We start from the raw sequence: 17,457 nt of genomic DNA on the forward strand, positions 1-17,457 counted from the left end.
CAGCAACCCTTGCCGCGTTATTCGCTGCTGCATTCCATCATCGCAAGGAGTTTTCACTATGAACGCCATCAACCACACCGAAGCCCAAGCCATCCACGCCGCAGCCAGCGCCTCGCCTGCCGTGCTACTGGAAGCCGCCGACCCGAGCAAGAATCTGATTCTTGTGCCGCTGTCGCGGCTGGTATCGCGCCCCACGGGCTGCAACGTGCGCAAGACCCTGCGCATGTCGATTCCCAAACTCGCCGCCAGCATCCAGCGTGTCGGCCTGCTGCAAAACCTGATCGTGACCGCGACCGCTGACGGTGAGCGTTACGAAGTCGTGGCCGGAGGCCGTCGCCTTGCCGCCCTCAAGCTGCTGGCGAAGAAGCGCCGCATCAGCAAAGAATGGGATGTGCCTTGCCTGCTGGTGGCCGATGGCACCGCCCGCACCGCCAGCCTGACCGAGAACGTGCAGCGTGAAGCCATGCACCCCGCCGACCAGTTCGAGGCATTTGCCGCGCTGGTGGCCGAAGGCCGTCCCATCGAGGACATTGCCGCAGATTTCAGCGTCACGCCGCTGGTGGTGCAGCGCCGCCTGAAACTCGCCAACGTGTCGCCGCGCCTGCTTGCCGACTACCGGGCCGAGGCCGTGAGCCTTGACCAGTTGATGGCTCTTGCCATCACCGACGATCACACCGCGCAGGAAACCGCGTTCTACGATGCGCCGACATGGCAGCGCAGCCCACATAACCTGCGCGACCGCCTGACCGAGCGCGAGATTGACGCCCACCGGCACCCGCTGGTGCGCTTCGTTGGGCTGGACACCTACGAGGCTGCAGGCGGTGGCACCCGCCGCGATCTGTTCGCGGAAGCCGATAGCGGCGTGTATCTGACCGATGCCACGCTGCTGGAACGACTGGCGCAGGACAAGCTGGCCAGCCTTGCCGCCAAGGTGAAGGCCGAAGGCTGGGCATGGGTGGATGCCACCCCCGGCACGACCCATGCCGACCTGCAAGCCTTCCAGCGCGCCCCGAGACAGCGCCGCAGCCCGAACAAGCGTGAAGCCCAACGCATCGAGAAGCTGCAAACCAAGATGCAGGCGCTGGCCGAGGCCGTGGATGCAGCCCTGGACGCCGACGATGAAGAAAAGGCCGACGCCTTGCAGGAAGAAGGCGAATGCCTGGGCGAACAGTTGCAGGCGCTGGAAGATGGCTTGCAGGACTACGGGGAAGCCGTCAAAGCTGCCGCCGGTGCCATCGTCACCATCGACCGCAACGGCGAGGCCGTGATTCATCGTGGCCTGCTGCGCGAAGCCGAGGCCAAGGCACTGCGCACGCTTGAACGGCTGCGGCAAGGTTTCGGCAGCGAGGGCGAAGCCAGGAACGACGACACCGGCGAGGAAACCGACGACGCCCCTAAGCCCGCCGCCATGTCCGCCCGGCTGGCGCAACGCGTGAGCGCCCACCGTACCGCCGCGCTGCAAATCGAAGTGGCCCGGCATCCGCAGGTGGCGCTGGCCGCACTGGTGCATGGCATGGTGCAGGCTGTCTTGCAAGGCAGCCACTACGGCCACGATCTGCCGCTGGGTGTGAAGCTGACCCAGCAAGATCGGCTGGAAGGCATGGCCCCGGATTGGCCGGAATCGCCCGCCGCCGTGGCACTGCGCGAACTGCAACAAGTAGCGGGTGAAGCCTTGCCGCAGGACAGCGCCGAACTGTTCGCCGCACTGCTGGCGAAGCCGCAGGATGAACTGGTGCGCCTGCTGGCCGTATGCGTGGCATCGACGGTCGATGTGGTGACGCCCCGCGCCACGCAGCACCAGCCGGGCGCCGAACTGGCGCACGCCGTGGCGCTGGACATGGCGGCATGGTGGCAACCGACCGCAGACGGCTATTTCCAGCATGTGCCGAAGGTCGCGATTCTGGAAGCCGTGGGCGAATTCGCACCGCAGCATGTCACCCGGCTGGCGAAGTTGAAAAAAGGCGACATTGCCAGCGAAGCCGAACGGCTGGCCGATGGCACCGGCTGGATGCCTGCCATCTTCGCCGCCGAAGCCACGCAGCAGACCGTGCAGGAGGTGGTGACGGACGAGGCAGCCGAAGCACCGGAGGAAGTCGCCGCCGTGGCGGATGAGCAGACGCAGGCGGAGGCACTGGCCGCTTGACCCCGCACACAGATAGCGCCCCGGTTCCGGCCGGGGCGCTTTCATGCCGAGGATTCCCCCATGAGCCACAACACCACGAGCCGCCCACGCATGGCCGCGACCTACGCCCCCGGCACGGTACGCGCTCGCCGTCGGCATGGCGATGGCGACGTGCGCGGCTACCGCCCGCCTCGCGGCTGGACAGCCCGCGCCGACCTGACCGACCGGCACCCCGTCACGGGCCGCGCCCTGCCGCGTGCCGTGTGGTGGATCATCGAAACCAAAGAATAGGGAGCAGCCCCGCGCCCAAGCCGTTCCGTCTTGGGCGCGGGGAATACCAAAAATCCGGGCGCGGCGGTGGCCGCGCCCGGTTTCAAGGCTCAAAGCCAAAACGCCCCTTTACCGCCTTCGGTCAGGCGGCAAAGGGACCGCGCACAAGTCGCCTTGTGCGCAAAAGCCATTGAAGCCATGCAAGTGCAGCGGCGCACGCGCCGCCGACATTCCGACAGCACCTCGCCGCAATGGGCGGCGCTTGTGGCGCTACGCCCCGGCTTGTTGCGGCAGGTTGCACGAAAGCGTGCCGTGCTCGACGCTGGCGGTTCGTTGCCTGTACGTCACGAAGGACGGTTCACCGACACGCCACCTGGCCTCGATTTGGAGCTTCCACGCCACGCATCAAGCATGTGGCCGCAAGTTGTGGCAGGAGCGCTCGTACCTTGTTGCTGGGGCATTGACCTGGCCGCGTCAGGGAACAAGCCGGTGAAGTTGTCATGCGAGGATGCCGAGTCGGCCATGTTTCCATTCGGGAGCGGGCGGCCCGTGCGTCCTTGTCTTGTCGTGAATCCTGGGGGTGGCGCGGCTGCGCCTTGGGCTTCATGGCCGCAACCTTGCAGCGAAAACAATTTCCCCTGCGCTGCGCGCATTCCTCGCGGGACAAATTCTTTTCGCCTCCAGGTTCTCCACGTTGTTGAGACCGATCTGCAGTGCGGCCAGCCCATCCCCCACCGGACGGATCACAACAAGGACGCACTGGCGCGACCTTGTTCAACCCGAAAGGAGAAATCATCATGGCTAATATCGGCACCTTCACCGCAGAGAAAGACGGCTTCACCGGCTCGCTTCGCACCCTGACGCTCAACGTCAAGGTCAAGCTGGTTCCCAACGACAAGGGCGACAACGAGAACGCTCCCGACTACCGCCTGCAAGCAGCCAGCCACGACATCGGCGCAGCGTGGAAAAAGACCAGCGAGGCCGGACGCCCTTATGTGTCCGTGACCCTGGACGATCCTTCGTTCCCTGCAACGGTTTATGCCCGCCTGATCGAAGGCGAGGACGGCGCACACGACCTGATCTGGTCGCGCAGCAAGCCCAAGGCGGCGTAACCACCTCAGCGCCTCGACCACTATGGCGAGGCGCTTGGCTTACCTGCTCACTTCATTGGGGTGAGCGGATTCACTAAACACCTGCAAGACAGGGGCCAGCACCAACTGCCCCACGGCATAAAGGCCAGGGCCTCTGCCCATGAGTTCCGCAATGCGTTCCTCATGGAGTCCGCCTGCTGCGCAGTCTTGCTCCATCTGTGCAACTAATGCGGCTTTGGCCAGGGCCAACGTGGCCTCGGCCTGCTGCGATAGACCGCTTGCTGATTGAGCGTCATACGCAATCAGGTTATCGAGCACTGGGGTAATGCTTTCCATGCCGTCTTTGACCATTTTCGCCCGTAAGCCTTCAACGACAAAAGTGACCAAGCGCCAAATTTGCTGTGGTTGTTGGTCAAGTTCCTTTTCGATCAGTGTTCGCGCTTCAAATGGCGACAAGGTGGAACATGGCGCGAGCGCCATACTCATGGTGCGAGCCAGTTTGAGGAGTTGATGTTCTTCCAAGCGTTCCAGCAGGTTTGCGAATGCACGCTGTTGCGTGCCGTCGGCGAGCGCATTCGCAAGCCCTTCGGTAGAGTGTTCCGGCACTTGAACGCGGCCTAGCGCTGAGAGCACCTGATGTTTGCCGATATCGTGTGGCGGATGCTCCGCGAGAGGATCAATGTCCACGGTCACTTCTCGCGTGGCGGAACCCTGCGGTGCCGTGCCCAGGTGTACGGCAAAGGTTAAAGTGGAGAACAGCGCGACACGGCCGTAGATTTGGCCGTCGAAGCCATCAATACCAACCGTCACTCGATGCCCAAATTCAAACTTGTTGGCGCATGCTCCGGCGGGCGGGCTGAAATCCCACCAGGTCGGCGCCATGCCTCCGAAGAGCTCCAGCGCAGCCGTCACTGCTGCGCGTGCCTTGATCAGTTCCTCGCGTTCTTCCGGCCGCTGCTCGCAGCCGCCCAGCGCTGCGACCTTGGCGATAGCTTGCGTGTAGTCGATGAAGTTAGAAAGCGCCCCTGATCGAGCGACCTCCGGAAACTCCTGAGCAAAGAATGTCTGCGTCATGTACGCGATGGCACCCAGACCACAGGCACCGCCAAATTTGCGCTTATGGTGAATGGAACCCGTGATGTACGGTCGAGTGGACGGCTTCGACAAGGGCATCCATTCATGTCCATCGTCCTCCATCTTTTTTGCGAACTGTTTGACGGACTGCTGGTTGGGAAATGCCAGATGCAACTCTTCACCTTCGCCAACTGCGGTGCGGGAGATGACGCGGGGCTTCGTGAATTTGATCTCCTTGGCAGAGATCGAAACGGTCTCTCCCGTCAGCGTGTGCTCGCCATAGGCAGTTTTGGGGTGCTTGGAGTGATCCGGCCGAACGCCCAAGTATGCATTGAGGAAGTCGAGCTGCTCGGCAATCTCATTGACGAGACCCGAATAGCTGTTGTCGTGCTTGGGGCAATAGATGCCAGAGTTGACCCGCCGGCCTCCAAGAGACGCCGGAAAAACGTGCTCCCCAGAGCCTGCGGCCTGTCCGCACACGATGCATGTCTTCGCCATTGAGTTCCTTTCCAAAGTTGCACCACGCCAAGCGAAGCTATGCGATGCAGAGTCAATTAGGCACTTCGCCCAGGACTTCTTCAACGGCCCCCATCAAGTGGGCGACGCTGAGCCCCAGCGCACGCGCGATCTTGAAAATAATCGCCAGCGTGGGCATGTGTTCGCCGCGCTCAATCTTGCCCATGTGAGAACGCTCGATACCGGCTTGATGTGCCAAGGTTTCCTGCGCCACGCCTTGCTCGACCCGCAGTGCGCGCACCGCCGCGCCGAAGGCCTGGGCCAGCTCGGCGTCGAAGGTGGTGGAGCCGGCCGGTCGGCCGCGCTGGACGGTTCGCTTCTGCATAGACAGAAGCGTCGATTCGCAGCACAATTAAAACCACGTTATATTTAACTCATTCATCCAATCTCACCTGTTTTTGTGCCTTTACTGAAATCCGCATTTGCGGCTTTCTTCAAAAGCGGAGAGCCTGATCCGTGTCTTTCCTGACTTCCGTGCATGTGCCTTCGTGCTTCTACGTCTCTGCGGATACGTGGGGTTGCGCCTTGGTGCTTTCGTTGGAAGGCGTGAAAGTGCCTCTGCTGCTCTGCGAGTCTGTGGACGTACAGCCATGACTCCGCTCATCACCGCCGACGAGCGCACGCGCCTGCTGTCCAACGGCCAGGCCCGCGCTGCCGGGCAGGACACCGACCCCCTGCCCGTGGTGCGCCTGTTCACGCCAGATGCTCACGCTACCTGGCTGCTAGCCTCGCTCGACCCAGCCAATGGCGATACTGCCCACGGCCTGATCGACTTGGGGATTGGCATGCCTGCGCTGGGAACGGTGAAGCTGGCCGACCTAGCCGCCATCGTCGGGCCGCGTCAGCAGCCCGTGATACGGGATCGCTATTTCCAGCCAGTGCGGCGGCTGTCGGAATACCTGCGACTGGCCGAAGACAACGGCTCGATAAACGATTGAATGCCACCGCGAAGCGAGGCGCATTGTGTCTATTTCGGTCTGGTCTGTGACCCGTTCGGTCTGAATCGGCAGTGTTGCACCGTAGCGGTGCGTGCCAGATCGAAACGGTCATGATGCCTGGCGCGGGCTGCGGCAAGCTGACCGACGCGGCATGCCATTGGAGTGCATTGCCGCCGTCGCACTCGGACGATTTCAGCAGCGCATCGGAGTTCATCGGTCTTGACACTGCCAGTTTACGCTTCACCCATGACGTTTTGACGATGGCCTCGTAGCACGCCGTTTCGCTGTGGCGACGCATCCCCAGCACAGGGAGGTTGCCTTATGGCTGATCGCAGTGCCGAGCCGTGGTATGCCACGGCGGCATATCTCTACGTTCTGCACCTCGATGGCCCGGCGCTGGCCTGGGAGTACCTGCGCCGCCATCCTGACTACCGGCGCGACTGGCTGCGCCGTCGTCGCCAACCGGATGCTGCCAAGAGCTGGGGGCTGCGCTTGCTGGAAGATCACGCCTTGGATGCGCGGGACGCGCACCCGGCCTGGTTTCCCGATCACGATGCCGTGGTGCAGCTCTACCCGGATGCAGATCCGCCGCCCGATGCGCTGTGTTTTGAGTTCTGGAAGCTGCCGGGCCACAAACATCTGATCCATGACGGCAAGCGCCTGGTGCTGGTGGCGCGCTGGCCCGGCTGCTGCCTGCGTTTCGTGCTCGCGCCAGACTTGGCCGATGGCATGGCTTACGTCTATGCCATCCGGGCCTGCGCCGCGCCTTGCGAACGCTATGCGGCCCTGGCGAGCGAATTGAACAAGATCGCCGTGGCCGCCGGCGCCGTACCTGCGGCGACCGTCCGGCCGCGTCCGCCGCTGTCCGCATTGCTGGAACTGCACACGCTTCAGGCGCTGGACGCGACCCTGGCGGGCGCGTCCTTGCGCGAAGTCGCCGAAGGGCTGTTTGGTGTGGGTGCCGTTACCGCCGACTGGCACGCCGACAGTGCTTTGCGCGCCCGCGTGCGGCGACTGGTACGCCGAGGCGATAGGCTGATGCGCGGCGGCTATCGCCGTCTGGCACAGCTTCCGGCTGTCACTTCGCATGAGGGGGGACGTTTCGCATCCCCTGCAGAACGTCCCTGAGCAAGAGTCCCAAGTTTCTTGAGACTGCCTCTATCCGGCTGCGCTGTGTGGCCGGGCTTGATGGAGGACCATCCCATGCGACCTGCTCCCTTGCGGCCTGCCGCCGCTCCCGTTGCCACACCCGCACAACCCCAACGCTATCTCACCAACGATGAGGCCGCCGATTACCTGCGCCTGTCACCGCGCACGCTGGAGAAACAGCGCGTCATCGGTGGTGGCCCGAAGTTTCGAAAGTTCGGTCGCCGCGTCATGTACGCCGTGGCCGACCTCGATGCCTGGGCGGAAACGCGCAGCTTCGAGACCACTTCCGATCCTGAATATGCCGAGCACCACTCGGCTGACAGTCGTGCGCGCTGATCGGCGCATCGCCGGTGTCCATCGCCATGTCCCGCCCACCAGGGCACGCCTTGCAGCAGCGCGAACAGCTCGACCTGTTCCGAGCACTGCCGGGCGAGGACATGGCACCGCGCGATGCCCAGGACTTGATGGCCTATCCGTTCTTCTCGCTGGCGAAGTCGCGGCGCACCGCGCCGATCGACTTCCGCAGCGGCAACATCACCATCCGCGTGGAAGGCACGCAGGAGCATGGTATTGCCACCATCTGGGATGCCGACATCCTGATCTGGGCGGCCAGCCAGATCGTCGAAGCCAAGGACGCGGGCATCCAGCCGTCCCGGCGGATGCAGGCCACGCCCTACGAGATCCTGCGCTTCATCGGGCGCGGCAAGTCGCTGCGCGACTACCAGCGTCTCAAGGCCGCGCTCGACCGACTGCAATCGACCACGGTAGCCACGTCCATCCGCGAAACGACGGGAAGGCGCTTGCACCGCTTTTCGTGGATCAACGAGTGGAAGGAGCTGGCCGATGCCAACGGCACGCCGTTGGGCATCGAGCTGATCCTGCCGGACTGGTTCTATGCGGGCGTGCTGGACGCCGCCCTGGTGCTGACCATCGACCCGACGTACTTCCGACTCACGGGCGGCATCGAGCGCTGGCTGTACCGCCTGGTGCGCAAGCATGGCGGCAGGCAGGAATATGGCTGGCAGTTCGACTTCCGGCATCTGCACCGCAAGTCGGGCAGCAGCACTCGGTTTTCGGATTTCGCCTACGACCTGCGGGCGCTGGTCACCCGGCAATCGCTGCCGGGATACGAGCTGGGCATCGTGCGGATTCCCGAGGACGACATGGAATTGCTGACCTTTCGGCCCGTGCCGCAGACGGCACGGGGATAACAGCGGGACAAGCTGTGGATGGGGTCGTGCTATCAGGAGTAAGAGGTGTCGTGCTATCAGGAGTACGCCTATCGTGCTATCAGGAGTACGAAAACGCCGGAAAGCCAGTAACGGCGCGGGTTTGCGATCCCTCTAACATTACTAACTTAAATTCTCTAACTATTGGTAGAGAAGCAGCATTGCGGTGGACAACTACCGCAGGCCGAAAAACCAGCCAGGAAAAGCCGCACAAACCACCCCGTTCGGCACGGCAAAAACAGTCCGGCCTTCCAAGCTGGAGGGCCGCGCCATGATCGTCGCCTTGCTCAACCAGAAAGGCGGTGTCGGCAAGACCACGCTCGCCACCCACATCGCGGGCGAGCTGGCGATGCGTGGTCAGCACGTCGTGCTGCTGGACGCCGACCCGCAGGGTTCCTCGCTGGACTGGACGCAGCGCAGAAGCCAGCAAGGCTTACCCCGGCTGTTCAGCGCCGTGGGCCTTGCACGCGAGACGCTGCACCAGGAAGCACCAGAGCTGGCCCGCCGCGCCGATCACGTCATCATCGACGGGCCGCCCAGGATTGCCGCCTTGGCGCGCTCCGCGCTGCTGGCGGCCGAACGGGTGCTGATCCCGGTGCAGCCCAGCCCCTACGACCTGTGGGCCAGTGCCGAGATGGTGGCGTTGATCCGCGAGGCGCAGGTGTTCCGGCCTGCGCTGCGCGCGGCCTTCGTCATCAACCGGCGCGTCAGTACCACGGTGATCGGGCGCGAAGCACGGCAAGCCTTGGCCGAACAGCCGTTGCCAGCGCTGCGCAGCGAGGTGCGTCAGCGCATCGTCTTTGCCGATAGCGTGACTGCGGGGCGATTGGTGCGGGAGACGGCTCCCGATAGCGCTGCAGCGCAGGAAATCACCGCGCTGGTCGATGAGCTGCTGCGGTGGCCGTCATGAGCGACAACAGCAACCCACCCAACGGCAAACGCCCGGCCAAGCGGGTCGGCATCGGCGCGCGTCCGCCCGCCAATCCGCACGCCGAGGCGTGGATTCGCCAAGGCGACGCCGATGCGCTCAACAAGTGCGACCTCTACACCGCGCGCCTGACCCTCGACATCACGCCTGCCATGCGGGCACGTATCAAGGTGTCGGCCTTCACGCAAGGCGTGACCGTGGCCGACCTGCTGCGCGGTTTGCTGGAGCGCGAGTTTCCAGAACACCGCAGGGAGAACACGCCATGACCACATCCGCATTGTCTGCTACCGCACCGCCCGCCATCGCGATCACGGCTGTGCACGCTGCACCGTCCAGCCAGCCTAGCAGCGCGCCGTTGATGCGCGTATCGCTCGCCTACATCGAACCGCGTTTCAAGCTCTACCTGCGCTTCGGCGAACCAGCGCGCACGCTCCAGCTCGATCGCTGGCGGCGCTGTGCCATGTTCTTGCCGGGTGCAATCCTCTGCCGCGTTCGTTGGCAGGCCAACGACTACGGCACGATCCGCTGGCAGCTCATGGTGATGCAGGCTGCTACACCGCTTGATGCCGTGCAGCGCATCCCCGGCGTGCAGCCAGGCGCGTGCCTGCTGCTGCATGCCGAAGGTGACGCCAGTGTGCGCGCCGTGCTGGAACGCATCGACGGCATCGAGGCGCTGGGTATCGCTGCCATCGACGTGTCGCCCGCGTACTGGCGCACGCTCGCCAACAGGCTCGCCGCGCATTTGCCGCTGCCCGAATACACCGCCGAGCGGCACGCCGCCTGGCTGGCCGGGAGGGCGCTGCCATGACCGCTCATTCCACCGCCGCGCGCACGCCCGAAGCCGCGCCGCATCCTCGCTCGCGCCTGCGCGCTCGCATCCTGCTGGCGGGCTTCGCCGTCGTCGGCCTCGCTGCGCTGGCCTGGGCGGCTTTCGTGCAGCCGCTGCCGCGCCTGATCTACAACCCGTCCGACAGTGTTCCGGTCGGCTGGTATCGCGTCGATCCGCTGCGCCACGACACCGGCTCGCTGCCACGTCCCTTGTCCGTGGACAGCATCGTCCTGACCCGATTGCCTGCTGAAGCTGCCACACTCGCTGCGCAGCGTGGCTACCTGCCAGCCCACATTCCTCTGCTCAAACGTGTGGGCGCTGTCGCACCACAACACATTTGCATCGTCGCCGGTCAGGTACTCATCGACGGCGTGCCGATGGCCGCCGTGCTGCCCGCCGATCGGCTTGGCCGACCGTTGCCATCCTGGCAGCTTTGCCGCCGTCTAGAACCAGGCGAGCTGTTCCTGCTGAGCGTGACGAATCCTGCATCGTTCGACAGCCGGTATTTCGGCCCGGTCAGCGCGACCGCCGTGATCGGCATTGCGCATCCGGTCTGGCTGGAGACACGCCCATGATGGCCTCCGATTCGCTGCACGTTACCGTGCATCTCATCGTGCCATCGGGCATGTCATCTTGCAGGCCGTCGCCGTGTCGTCGCGCGTGTCGTGCGAGCGCATCCGCACCGCACGACGCGCAACATCCGGCGCAGCCGTCCAGCGTGCAGGCGTCTTGCCTCGAACGTGCCTGGCCTGCGGCCATCGGCGCGTTCGCCGGCGGGCGGGCTGCAAGCAGTGCAGCACCGCCGGGCCGCCGATGCCCTGAGCGACAGCGAGGGGCAAAGGCGGAAGGCAAGACAAAAGGACGCGGCACCGGGCCGCGTCGAAAGCAAGTCTGCACGTGGGGGTGGCGCAGCACGGAGCGGCTTCGCCGCCGTGCTGCGTGGGGCGCGAGGCCCGCGCCAATGCAGGCATGTCTGCGTGCTCCGCACGCCTGGACACGCCAGAGCTTGCAGTGAGCGCAGCTATGACCGACCGCCGCGACGATGATTTCCGGGTGCGTCCGAGCGCCCCAAAGAACCGGGGTAAGGGCCAGAGCCAGAGTTTCGTTACCAAGGTGCTCAAGCAGGCTGGCAAGGCCAGCGGCGGCAAGTCGGCGATGCGCCGTCCTGGTACCACTGGTGGCAACGGCCAGCACGCCGGCCAGCGGCCTGGTTCGCGCCTGGGGCGCGGCCATACGGCAGCGCGCTTCGCCGGGGCGAAGCTGACGCCCCTGTCGCGGCGCGTGACCATCAAGACGCTGCTGGTAAATCAGCAACGGGCCAGCTCGCAGTCGCTCGCCAAGCACCTGCGCTACATCGAGCGCGACGGCGCGGGCCGGGATGGCAAGCCGGGCCGGGCCTACGGGCCGCAGACCGACGAGGCTGACCTCGACGCCTTCAAGGAGCGGGCGACCGACAACCGGCACCATTTCCGCTTTATCGTTTCCCCGGAAGACGGGGCCGAACTGGACGACCTGCGCACCTATACCCGACACCTGATGAACCGCATGGAGGCTGATCTGGGCACTCGATTGGACTGGGTGGCCGTTGATCACTGGAACACCGATAACCCGCACACCCACCTGATCGTGCGCGGACGCGACGATGCCGGCAAAGACCTCATCATCGCCGGCGACTACATCGCCCACGGCTTCCGCCACAGGGCAGCCGAGTTGGCGACGGAATGGCTGGGGCCGCGCACTGAACTGGAGATCCAGCAGACCTTGCAGCGCGAAGTGGAGCAAGAGCGGTGGACGAGCCTGGATCGCACGTTGCAGCGTGAGGCCGGCGAGGATCGCCGAGTGCAGATTGAACGCTTCAACGAACCCCGGCTGCAACGCCAGCGCCTGCTGCTGATCGGCCGGTTGCAGCGCTTGCAGCGCCTGGGCCTGGCCGACGAGGTGCAGCCCGGCACCTGGGCCATCCATGCCGACGCGAAAAAGACCCTGCGTGCTCTAGGCGAGCGTGGCGACATTATCCGAACGATGCAGCGGGCAATGAGCGGACAGCCGCGCGAGCTGGCGGTGTTCGAGCAGGCCGAGGATGGCCGCACCATCGTCGGTCGCGTCGCTGCCAAGGGGCTCGTCGACGAACTGCACGGCCATGGCTATTTGGTCATCGACGGCGCGGACGGCAAGGCCCACTACCTCACCTTGAGCGCCCGGGACGAGCTGACGAACTACCCTACAGGTGCGGTGGTGGAGGTGCGTGGTTCCGCCGAGATGCGGACGGCTGACAAAAACATCGCCGCGCTGGCGAGCGACGGCCGGTACCGCGCCGATCATCACTTGGCGATCGAGCAAGGCCGTGCCAAGTCCGGCCGCAACCCGCTGGAAGTCGTTGCGGTCCATGTTCGCCGGCTGGAAGCCCTGCGCCGGGCCGGCATCGTGGAGCGCGTGGCCGATGGCTTATGGATGGTGCCGGACGACCTAGCCGAGCGTGGCCGCCAGCACGACGCGCAACGGCTGGGCGGCGTGGCTGTGGAGTTGAAATCGCACCTACCCATCGAGCGCCAGGCCCGCGTGATCGGGGCGACTTGGCTGGATCAGCAGTTGATCAGCGGCGGCCGCGAGCTGGGCGACCTAGGGTTTGGGGGCGAAGCAAAACAAGCCTTACAACAGCGTGCCGATTTCCTCGAAGAACAGGGGTTGGCTCGGCGACGCGGGCATCGTGTGATCTTGGCGCGCAACTTGCTGGGCACGCTACGCAATCGGGAACTTGCTCAGGCCGCCAGTGACATTGCTGTCGAAACCGGCCTGGAGCATCGCCCTGTCACGGACGGGCAGCGTGTCGCGGGCATTTATCGGCGCTCGGTCATGCTCGTCAGCGGGCGGTATGCGATGCTCGAAGACGGTATGGGATTCAGTCTGGTGCCGTGGCGGCCAGTGATCGGACAGCGCCAGGGACAGCAACTTGCCGCGACGATGAGAGGTGGTGGAGTGTCGTGGGAGATTGAGAGGCAGCGTGGTCATCTTATCTAGACTGACACAGGGCACCGCTCTGTTGGAGCTCATTTCGTATATATGTAGCAGCTTGCGTCTATGCAGGAAGTTGGTTACAATCTCTAAGCAAAAAATTGACCCACGTCCAGTCAACCCGGAGTTTTTACCAGTGTAGTTATCAGTCTCGAAGCGAGCCTTTTCTTAAATCAATCTTCGCTCGCACGAGGCTGCCTATTCGACTGGTCGTGATTCGTCAACCCTTCTCTGGGGTTGAGTTACTTATTTCGTGAGCGAAATAAGTTTCGCCTCTATGTCTATTTCAGCCTGTGCTTGAGCACGCCCTGGAATAGACTAATGATAAAAATTTTGCGCCAGAATTGGCTGTACAACGTCCGGCAAGACTTACTCGCTGGCGTTGTTGTCGCGTTGGCACTCATCCCTGAGGCAATTGCCTTTTCAATCATTGCAGGCGTAGACCCTAAAGTAGGGCTCTACGGTTCGTTCTGCATCTCCTTCGTAATCGCCTTTGCAGGTGGGCGCCCTGGCATGATTTCGGCCGCCACGGGCGCTATGGCATTGCTGATGGTGACGCTGGTTAAAGAACACGGTCTTCAGTATCTGCTGGCCGCGACAGTTCTCACTGGCCTCATTCAAATATGCGCGGGCTGGCTCAAGCTGGGCGCACTTATGCGTTTCGTCTCGCGCTCGGTGGTGACCGGCTTCGTAAACGCGTTGGCAATCCTGATTTTCATGGCTCAGCTTCCCGAACTGACCAATGTAACTTGGCACGTCTATGCCATGACAGCTGCAGGTCTCGGCATCATCTACCTGTTTCCCTATGTCCCCAAGATCGGCAAGCTGATTCCATCGCCGCTGGTGTGCATCACTGTGCTGACCGTGGTTGCTATATCGGTTGGGTTGGATATCCGCACGGTCGGTGATATGGGGCAACTGCCGGATACGCTGCCAGTCTTCCTATGGCCTGACGTGCCACTGACTTTCGAAACGTTGGCGATCATATTCCCCTATTCGGCGGCGCTGGCCGTGGTCGGTCTGCTGGAGTCGATGATGACGGCGACCATTGTCGATGATTTGACCGACACTCCCAGCGACAAGAACCGTGAGTGCAAGGGACAAGGAATTGCGAATATCGCCTCAGGCCTGCTTGGCGGCATGGCTGGCTGCGCAATGATTGGTCAATCGATCATCAACGTGAAATCAGGCGGTCGCTCCCGTTTGTCGTCTCTGGCCGCGGGCGTATTCCTATTGCTGATGGTTGTCTTCCTAGGTGACTGGTTGAAGCAAATTCCGATGGCAGCGCTGGTGGCAGTCATGATCATGGTGTCTATCGGCACATTCAGTTGGGATTCGCTGCGCCACCTCAAGAAGCACCCGTTGTCGACGAATATCGTCATGGTTGTCACTGTTGTGGTTGTCGTAGCTACTCACAACCTAGCCTTCGGTGTGCTGGCTGGCGTGCTGCTGGCCGGTATGTTCTTTGCCAATAAGGTCAGCCATTACATGAGCATCCGTTCTTCGCTGGATGCAGCCGGCAAACTCCGCAGCTATAAAGTCTCCGGCCAGGTGTTCTTCAGCTCGGCAGACAAGTTCATGGCAGCGTTTGATTTCAAGGAGGCGCTTGAGAGGGTCACGATTGATCTAACGCATGCGCACTTTTGGGATATCACGGCCGTCGCTGCACTGGACAAAGTGGTCATCAAATTCCGTCGAGAAGGTACCGAGGTCGAAGTACTTGGATTGAACGAGGCCAGCGCCACCATCGTCGACCGCTTCGGCGTGCACGATAAGCCCGATGCCCTAGACAAGTTGATGGCGCATTAAACCCTGCCGACTTTTGATGGGCTGCTCCGTATGAAGTGGCCCCTACCACCCATGCGCTCCGTGCCATATGGAGGCTAAGAGGAACTCTTATGAAAACAATCGTTTCTTGCATCGACGGTTCGCGTTCGACAATTGCGATATGCGACTACTCCGCTTGGGCCAGCTTGCGCCTTGCTGCTCCCCTGACCTTACTGCATGTTCTAGAACAAGCGTCCCAGGTGTCCTCCGATTTAACTGGCAACATAGGGCTCGACAGTCGCGAAAATCTACTTCAAGAACTAGCGGAATTGGACGAGAAACGCGGCCGTTTGGCGCGCGAACACGGCCAACGCCTGCTTGAAGCGGCTACTCGCTGCTTAGGCCAACTTGGGGTTGTAAATCCTAATTTGCTGCAACGCCATGGCAACTTGATCGATACCCTCAAGGCAATGGAGGACGATATCCGTCTGCTGGTCATCGGCCGCCAGGGCGAGCATGGCCAAAGTAATCTCCATCACATCGGCGGCAATGTCGAGAGCGTTATACGCACTCTGCAGTGTCCGGTGCTTGTAATACCCGCAGAGTTCGTAAAACCGCAACGCTTTCTGGTTGCTTTCGACGGTAGCGCTAACGGCCGTCGTGTGGTTGAGCACCTAGTACGGAGCCCACTACTCAACGGTCTCCACTGCCATCTTCTGATGGTTGTCGAGTCATCAGTGGACCATCAGGCGCAACTTGAATGGGCGGCTGACGAGTTGCAGCGGGCTGGCTACACGACCCACGCAACAATCAGCCAGGGCGATGTCGAGGATGTGCTGAAAGCCTACTGCCAGGAACACGCGATTAGCCTTCTCGCAATGGGGGCATATGGCCACTCACGGATTCGCCAGTTTCTGGTTGGTAGCACGACGACCAGCATGCTGCGCTGGGCCAAACTTCCTCTGCTGCTGCTCCACTGATACCGGACAGACACTTTTCGCAAACGCGATATGGACCTTGTTGGGAGCGCCAAACAAGGCGCGCGGCCCGCTGATTGTTCACGCACTGCGGCTCAACCTAGGGTCCCGTGGTGGTCAGGTCAGTACCGACCTCTCACTATGTATTCCTGAAGGATTGAGTCGCAGTAAAAGGGAATTTTTTGATGGAATTACGTCACCTCCGATGTTTTCTGGCAGTTGCTGAAGAGCTTCATTTCGCTCGGGCTGCCGAGCGGTTGCACATTGAGCAATCACCGCTGTCGCGCACCATCAAGGAGCTGGAAGAAGAGCTAGGCGAACAGTTATTCGTACGCACCAGTCGCAGCACGCGACTAACGCGGGCGGGCAAGCTATTCCTGGAACACGTGCCGCGCATCTTTACCTCCTTGCAGCAGGCGCGCGATAGTGTCAAGGCGGCAGCTAACGGCTTCCGAGCGCAGTTGCGCATCGCATTGTCAGATGGCATCACGCCCTCACGCCTGCCAACCTTGTTGGCGATGTGCCGGCAGGAGGAGCCCGAAGTCGAGATCCGCCTGTTCGAGGTTCCCCTAGCGCAGCAGGTCAAGGGGCTGCATGATGATCTGTACGACGTAGGTTTTGCTCAGTCTGACGAAGTCGGTGATGGCATCGTGGCCAAGGAGGTCTGGAGCAATGCGTTGATGGTGGCGGTGCCTGCACGTCACCCACTGCTCAGGCACAAGCGCATCCCACTAGAAGAACTGCTGCGCTATCCGCTGGTGTTATGCGATCCACAGGTGTGCGAAGGCCACGCGCGCCAGGTCGAGCGCGTCCTGCGACGTGCTGACATGGAGCCACTGATTGCTGAACGTGTGGCATCGTTTGATCTGATGATGGTACTGGTCGCAGCAGGCTTTGCGCTGGGGCTGGCCGGAGCGCCGCACATCCTGGGTTGTCGTGAGCCGGGCGTGGTTGCGCGGCCCTTAGCGGGCCGCGCCGCCTTGCTGACGACCTATGTGCTCCATAGGGAGGGTAAATCCTCGGACGTCCTGACGCGCTTCATCGGACGTGTACAGGTCATCGAATCACCGGAGGGCAGTAGAACCACGTGCGCCCTGGAACCCGATCCCCAGGAGGAAACCGAACCATGACCATGAGGCTGATTGCTCCATTCCTGTTGGTTGCTGCGCTCACGGCTTGCGGCCCGTCCGAGCCGCAGGGGCAGGGGGCGAACGTCCCGACCGTGCAAAGTTTGGCCGCTGACCCCGCACGCTTGAAGGAACTGCGCCGCCAGTGCAAGACCGAGCGCCCGACGATGGGTGACGTGCTGTGTAACCGGGTGGCAGAGGCGATGAACAAGAGGTTCTTCGGCGATGGCAAGGTGCCTTACACACCACCGGAAATGCCGCCCAAGTTCTGATCGTTGGCGGTTTGCCAAAAATCCTCGTTTTCTTTCTCAATACGCTGCAGCGCGCCCACGCCTGCGACGTTTTTACTGGTTTCGTCTCTGCATGAAACCATGCTTTTTGCATCACCTTGCTGCCGATAACGGTCTTTGACCGGCACTGAACCGGCA

General features: G+C 62.5%; 20 protein-coding genes. 17 read left to right on the top strand and 3 right to left on the bottom strand.

The genetic code is table 11. The features are described 5' to 3' along the window. Positions 1 to 58 precede the first annotated feature (58 nt). From KVQ82_RS31135 to KVQ82_RS31145, 3 genes are all read left to right on the top strand, one after another. Positions 59 to 2,143, top strand: coding sequence for a ParB N-terminal domain-containing protein (locus KVQ82_RS31135; protein ID WP_198833925.1), 2,085 nt, complete (start codon positions 59 to 61; stop codon positions 2,141 to 2,143). 60 nt (positions 2,144 to 2,203) lie between these two features. Beyond that, a complete protein-coding gene (locus tag KVQ82_RS31140; protein WP_198833926.1) occupies positions 2,204 to 2,413 on the top strand; it encodes a hypothetical protein in 210 nt (69 codons plus the stop codon). Between the two features lie 776 nt (positions 2,414 to 3,189). Continuing rightward, a complete protein-coding gene (locus KVQ82_RS31145; RefSeq protein WP_198833927.1) occupies positions 3,190 to 3,504 on the top strand; it encodes a DUF736 domain-containing protein in 315 nt (104 codons plus the stop codon). Positions 3,505 to 3,543: 39 nt separating this feature from the next. Here KVQ82_RS31145 and KVQ82_RS31150 read toward each other — a convergent pair whose 3' ends face one another. Both KVQ82_RS31150 and KVQ82_RS31155 read right to left on the bottom strand, forming a co-directional pair. Next, positions 3,544 to 5,055 (bottom strand): hypothetical protein, encoded by a 1,512-nt coding sequence (locus tag KVQ82_RS31150; RefSeq protein WP_198833928.1) that lies wholly within the window; start codon positions 5,053 to 5,055, stop codon positions 3,544 to 3,546. Positions 5,056 to 5,107: 52 nt separating this feature from the next. Continuing rightward, positions 5,108 to 5,398: a helix-turn-helix domain-containing protein gene (locus tag KVQ82_RS31155; protein ID WP_034018414.1), complete on the bottom strand. Its 291-nt coding sequence runs from the start codon at positions 5,396 to 5,398 to the stop codon at positions 5,108 to 5,110. Between the two features lie 265 nt (positions 5,399 to 5,663). Between KVQ82_RS31155 and KVQ82_RS31160 the strand changes: the two genes are divergently transcribed. The 14 genes from KVQ82_RS31160 (at position 5,664) to KVQ82_RS31220 (ending at position 17,301) form a co-directional block, all read left to right on the top strand. Beyond that, positions 5,664 to 6,011 carry a DUF2958 domain-containing protein gene (locus KVQ82_RS31160; protein WP_198833929.1) on the top strand — a complete coding sequence of 116 codons (348 nt, stop codon included), beginning with the start codon at positions 5,664 to 5,666 and terminating at the stop codon, positions 6,009 to 6,011. A gap of 321 nt (positions 6,012 to 6,332) precedes the next feature. Beyond that, the gene (locus KVQ82_RS31165) at positions 6,333 to 7,139 is read left to right on the top strand and encodes a DUF2285 domain-containing protein (RefSeq protein ID WP_198833930.1); all 807 of its coding nucleotides are present in this window, start codon (positions 6,333 to 6,335) and stop codon (positions 7,137 to 7,139) included. A 75-nt stretch (positions 7,140 to 7,214) separates the two neighbouring features. Next, entirely contained in the window at positions 7,215 to 7,496 is a 282-nt protein-coding gene (locus KVQ82_RS31170; protein ID WP_014995090.1) for a helix-turn-helix domain-containing protein, read from the top strand. A gap of 14 nt (positions 7,497 to 7,510) precedes the next feature. Continuing rightward, the gene (locus tag KVQ82_RS31175) at positions 7,511 to 8,371 is read left to right on the top strand and encodes a replication initiator protein A (RefSeq protein WP_222019496.1); all 861 of its coding nucleotides are present in this window, start codon (positions 7,511 to 7,513) and stop codon (positions 8,369 to 8,371) included. A gap of 289 nt (positions 8,372 to 8,660) precedes the next feature. Beyond that, positions 8,661 to 9,299 carry a ParA family partition ATPase gene (gene parA, locus KVQ82_RS31180; protein ID WP_198833954.1) on the top strand — a complete coding sequence of 213 codons (639 nt, stop codon included), beginning with the start codon at positions 8,661 to 8,663 and terminating at the stop codon, positions 9,297 to 9,299. Further along, on the top strand, positions 9,296 to 9,583 hold the full coding sequence (locus KVQ82_RS31185) for a chromosome partitioning protein ParB (protein WP_198833932.1): 288 nt from the start codon (positions 9,296 to 9,298) through the stop codon (positions 9,581 to 9,583). The genes parA and KVQ82_RS31185 overlap by 4 nt, the downstream gene beginning before the upstream one ends. Then, complete coding sequence (locus KVQ82_RS31190) at positions 9,580 to 10,125, top strand: DUF2840 domain-containing protein (RefSeq protein WP_198833933.1); 546 nt, start codon at positions 9,580 to 9,582, stop codon at positions 10,123 to 10,125. The genes KVQ82_RS31185 and KVQ82_RS31190 overlap by 4 nt, the downstream gene beginning before the upstream one ends. Further along, on the top strand, positions 10,122 to 10,721 hold the full coding sequence (locus tag KVQ82_RS31195; RefSeq protein WP_198833934.1) for a S26 family signal peptidase: 600 nt from the start codon (positions 10,122 to 10,124) through the stop codon (positions 10,719 to 10,721). Before KVQ82_RS31190 ends, KVQ82_RS31195 begins: the two co-directional genes overlap by 4 nt. Further along, on the top strand, positions 10,718 to 11,161 hold the full coding sequence (locus tag KVQ82_RS31800) for a hypothetical protein (RefSeq protein ID WP_260688139.1): 444 nt from the start codon (positions 10,718 to 10,720) through the stop codon (positions 11,159 to 11,161). The genes KVQ82_RS31195 and KVQ82_RS31800 overlap by 4 nt, the downstream gene beginning before the upstream one ends. A gap of 8 nt (positions 11,162 to 11,169) precedes the next feature. Continuing rightward, positions 11,170 to 13,164, top strand: coding sequence for a relaxase/mobilization nuclease and DUF3363 domain-containing protein (locus tag KVQ82_RS31200; RefSeq protein ID WP_198833935.1), 1,995 nt, complete (start codon positions 11,170 to 11,172; stop codon positions 13,162 to 13,164). 315 nt (positions 13,165 to 13,479) lie between these two features. Further along, the gene (locus KVQ82_RS31205) at positions 13,480 to 14,967 is read left to right on the top strand and encodes a SulP family inorganic anion transporter (RefSeq protein ID WP_124084148.1); all 1,488 of its coding nucleotides are present in this window, start codon (positions 13,480 to 13,482) and stop codon (positions 14,965 to 14,967) included. An 89-nt stretch (positions 14,968 to 15,056) separates the two neighbouring features. Then, entirely contained in the window at positions 15,057 to 15,905 is an 849-nt protein-coding gene (locus KVQ82_RS31210; protein ID WP_124084147.1) for a universal stress protein, read from the top strand. A gap of 182 nt (positions 15,906 to 16,087) precedes the next feature. Beyond that, positions 16,088 to 17,032: a LysR family transcriptional regulator gene (locus KVQ82_RS31215; RefSeq protein ID WP_124084146.1), complete on the top strand. Its 945-nt coding sequence runs from the start codon at positions 16,088 to 16,090 to the stop codon at positions 17,030 to 17,032. A gap of 2 nt (positions 17,033 to 17,034) precedes the next feature. Then, the gene (locus KVQ82_RS31220; protein ID WP_198833955.1) at positions 17,035 to 17,301 is read left to right on the top strand and encodes an EexN family lipoprotein; all 267 of its coding nucleotides are present in this window, start codon (positions 17,035 to 17,037) and stop codon (positions 17,299 to 17,301) included. On the opposite strand, the gene KVQ82_RS31225 is transcribed toward KVQ82_RS31220, so the two are convergent. Beyond that, positions 17,268 to 17,447, bottom strand: coding sequence for a hypothetical protein (locus KVQ82_RS31225; protein WP_198833936.1), 180 nt, complete (start codon positions 17,445 to 17,447; stop codon positions 17,268 to 17,270). The genes KVQ82_RS31220 and KVQ82_RS31225 overlap by 34 nt on opposite strands. Between the last annotated feature and the right edge of the window lie 10 nt (positions 17,448 to 17,457).

The sequence above is a fragment of the Pseudomonas sp. AO-1 genome, assembly GCF_019775695.1.
GTDB classification, from domain to species: Bacteria; Pseudomonadota; Gammaproteobacteria; order Pseudomonadales; family Pseudomonadaceae; genus Aquipseudomonas; species Aquipseudomonas parakoreensis.

Excerpts from the sequence above, each read along its gene's own strand:
- KVQ82_RS31140 (WP_198833926.1), top strand. The coding sequence starts at position 2,204 with ATGAGCCACAACACCACGAGCCGCCCACGCATGGCCGCGACCTACGCC.
- KVQ82_RS31145 (WP_198833927.1), top strand. The coding sequence starts at position 3,190 with ATGGCTAATATCGGCACCTTCACCGCAGAGAAAGACGGCTTCACCGGC.
- KVQ82_RS31160 (WP_198833929.1), top strand. The coding sequence starts at position 5,664 with ATGACTCCGCTCATCACCGCCGACGAGCGCACGCGCCTGCTGTCCAAC.
- KVQ82_RS31215 (WP_124084146.1), top strand. The coding sequence starts at position 16,088 with ATGGAATTACGTCACCTCCGATGTTTTCTGGCAGTTGCTGAAGAGCTT.
- KVQ82_RS31195 (WP_198833934.1), top strand. The coding sequence starts at position 10,122 with ATGACCGCTCATTCCACCGCCGCGCGCACGCCCGAAGCCGCGCCGCAT.
- KVQ82_RS31135 (WP_198833925.1), top strand. The coding sequence starts at position 59 with ATGAACGCCATCAACCACACCGAAGCCCAAGCCATCCACGCCGCAGCC.
- KVQ82_RS31150 (WP_198833928.1), bottom strand. The coding sequence starts at position 5,055 with ATGGCGAAGACATGCATCGTGTGCGGACAGGCCGCAGGCTCTGGGGAG.
- KVQ82_RS31210 (WP_124084147.1), top strand. The coding sequence starts at position 15,057 with ATGAAAACAATCGTTTCTTGCATCGACGGTTCGCGTTCGACAATTGCG.
- KVQ82_RS31220 (WP_198833955.1), top strand. The coding sequence starts at position 17,035 with ATGAGGCTGATTGCTCCATTCCTGTTGGTTGCTGCGCTCACGGCTTGC.
- KVQ82_RS31170 (WP_014995090.1), top strand. The coding sequence starts at position 7,215 with ATGCGACCTGCTCCCTTGCGGCCTGCCGCCGCTCCCGTTGCCACACCC.
- KVQ82_RS31190 (WP_198833933.1), top strand. The coding sequence starts at position 9,580 with ATGACCACATCCGCATTGTCTGCTACCGCACCGCCCGCCATCGCGATC.
- parA (WP_198833954.1), top strand. The coding sequence starts at position 8,661 with ATGATCGTCGCCTTGCTCAACCAGAAAGGCGGTGTCGGCAAGACCACG.
- KVQ82_RS31205 (WP_124084148.1), top strand. The coding sequence starts at position 13,480 with ATGATAAAAATTTTGCGCCAGAATTGGCTGTACAACGTCCGGCAAGAC.
- KVQ82_RS31200 (WP_198833935.1), top strand. The coding sequence starts at position 11,170 with ATGACCGACCGCCGCGACGATGATTTCCGGGTGCGTCCGAGCGCCCCA.
- KVQ82_RS31185 (WP_198833932.1), top strand. The coding sequence starts at position 9,296 with ATGAGCGACAACAGCAACCCACCCAACGGCAAACGCCCGGCCAAGCGG.
- KVQ82_RS31155 (WP_034018414.1), bottom strand. The coding sequence starts at position 5,398 with ATGCAGAAGCGAACCGTCCAGCGCGGCCGACCGGCCGGCTCCACCACC.
- KVQ82_RS31800 (WP_260688139.1), top strand. The coding sequence starts at position 10,718 with ATGATGGCCTCCGATTCGCTGCACGTTACCGTGCATCTCATCGTGCCA.
- KVQ82_RS31165 (WP_198833930.1), top strand. The coding sequence starts at position 6,333 with ATGGCTGATCGCAGTGCCGAGCCGTGGTATGCCACGGCGGCATATCTC.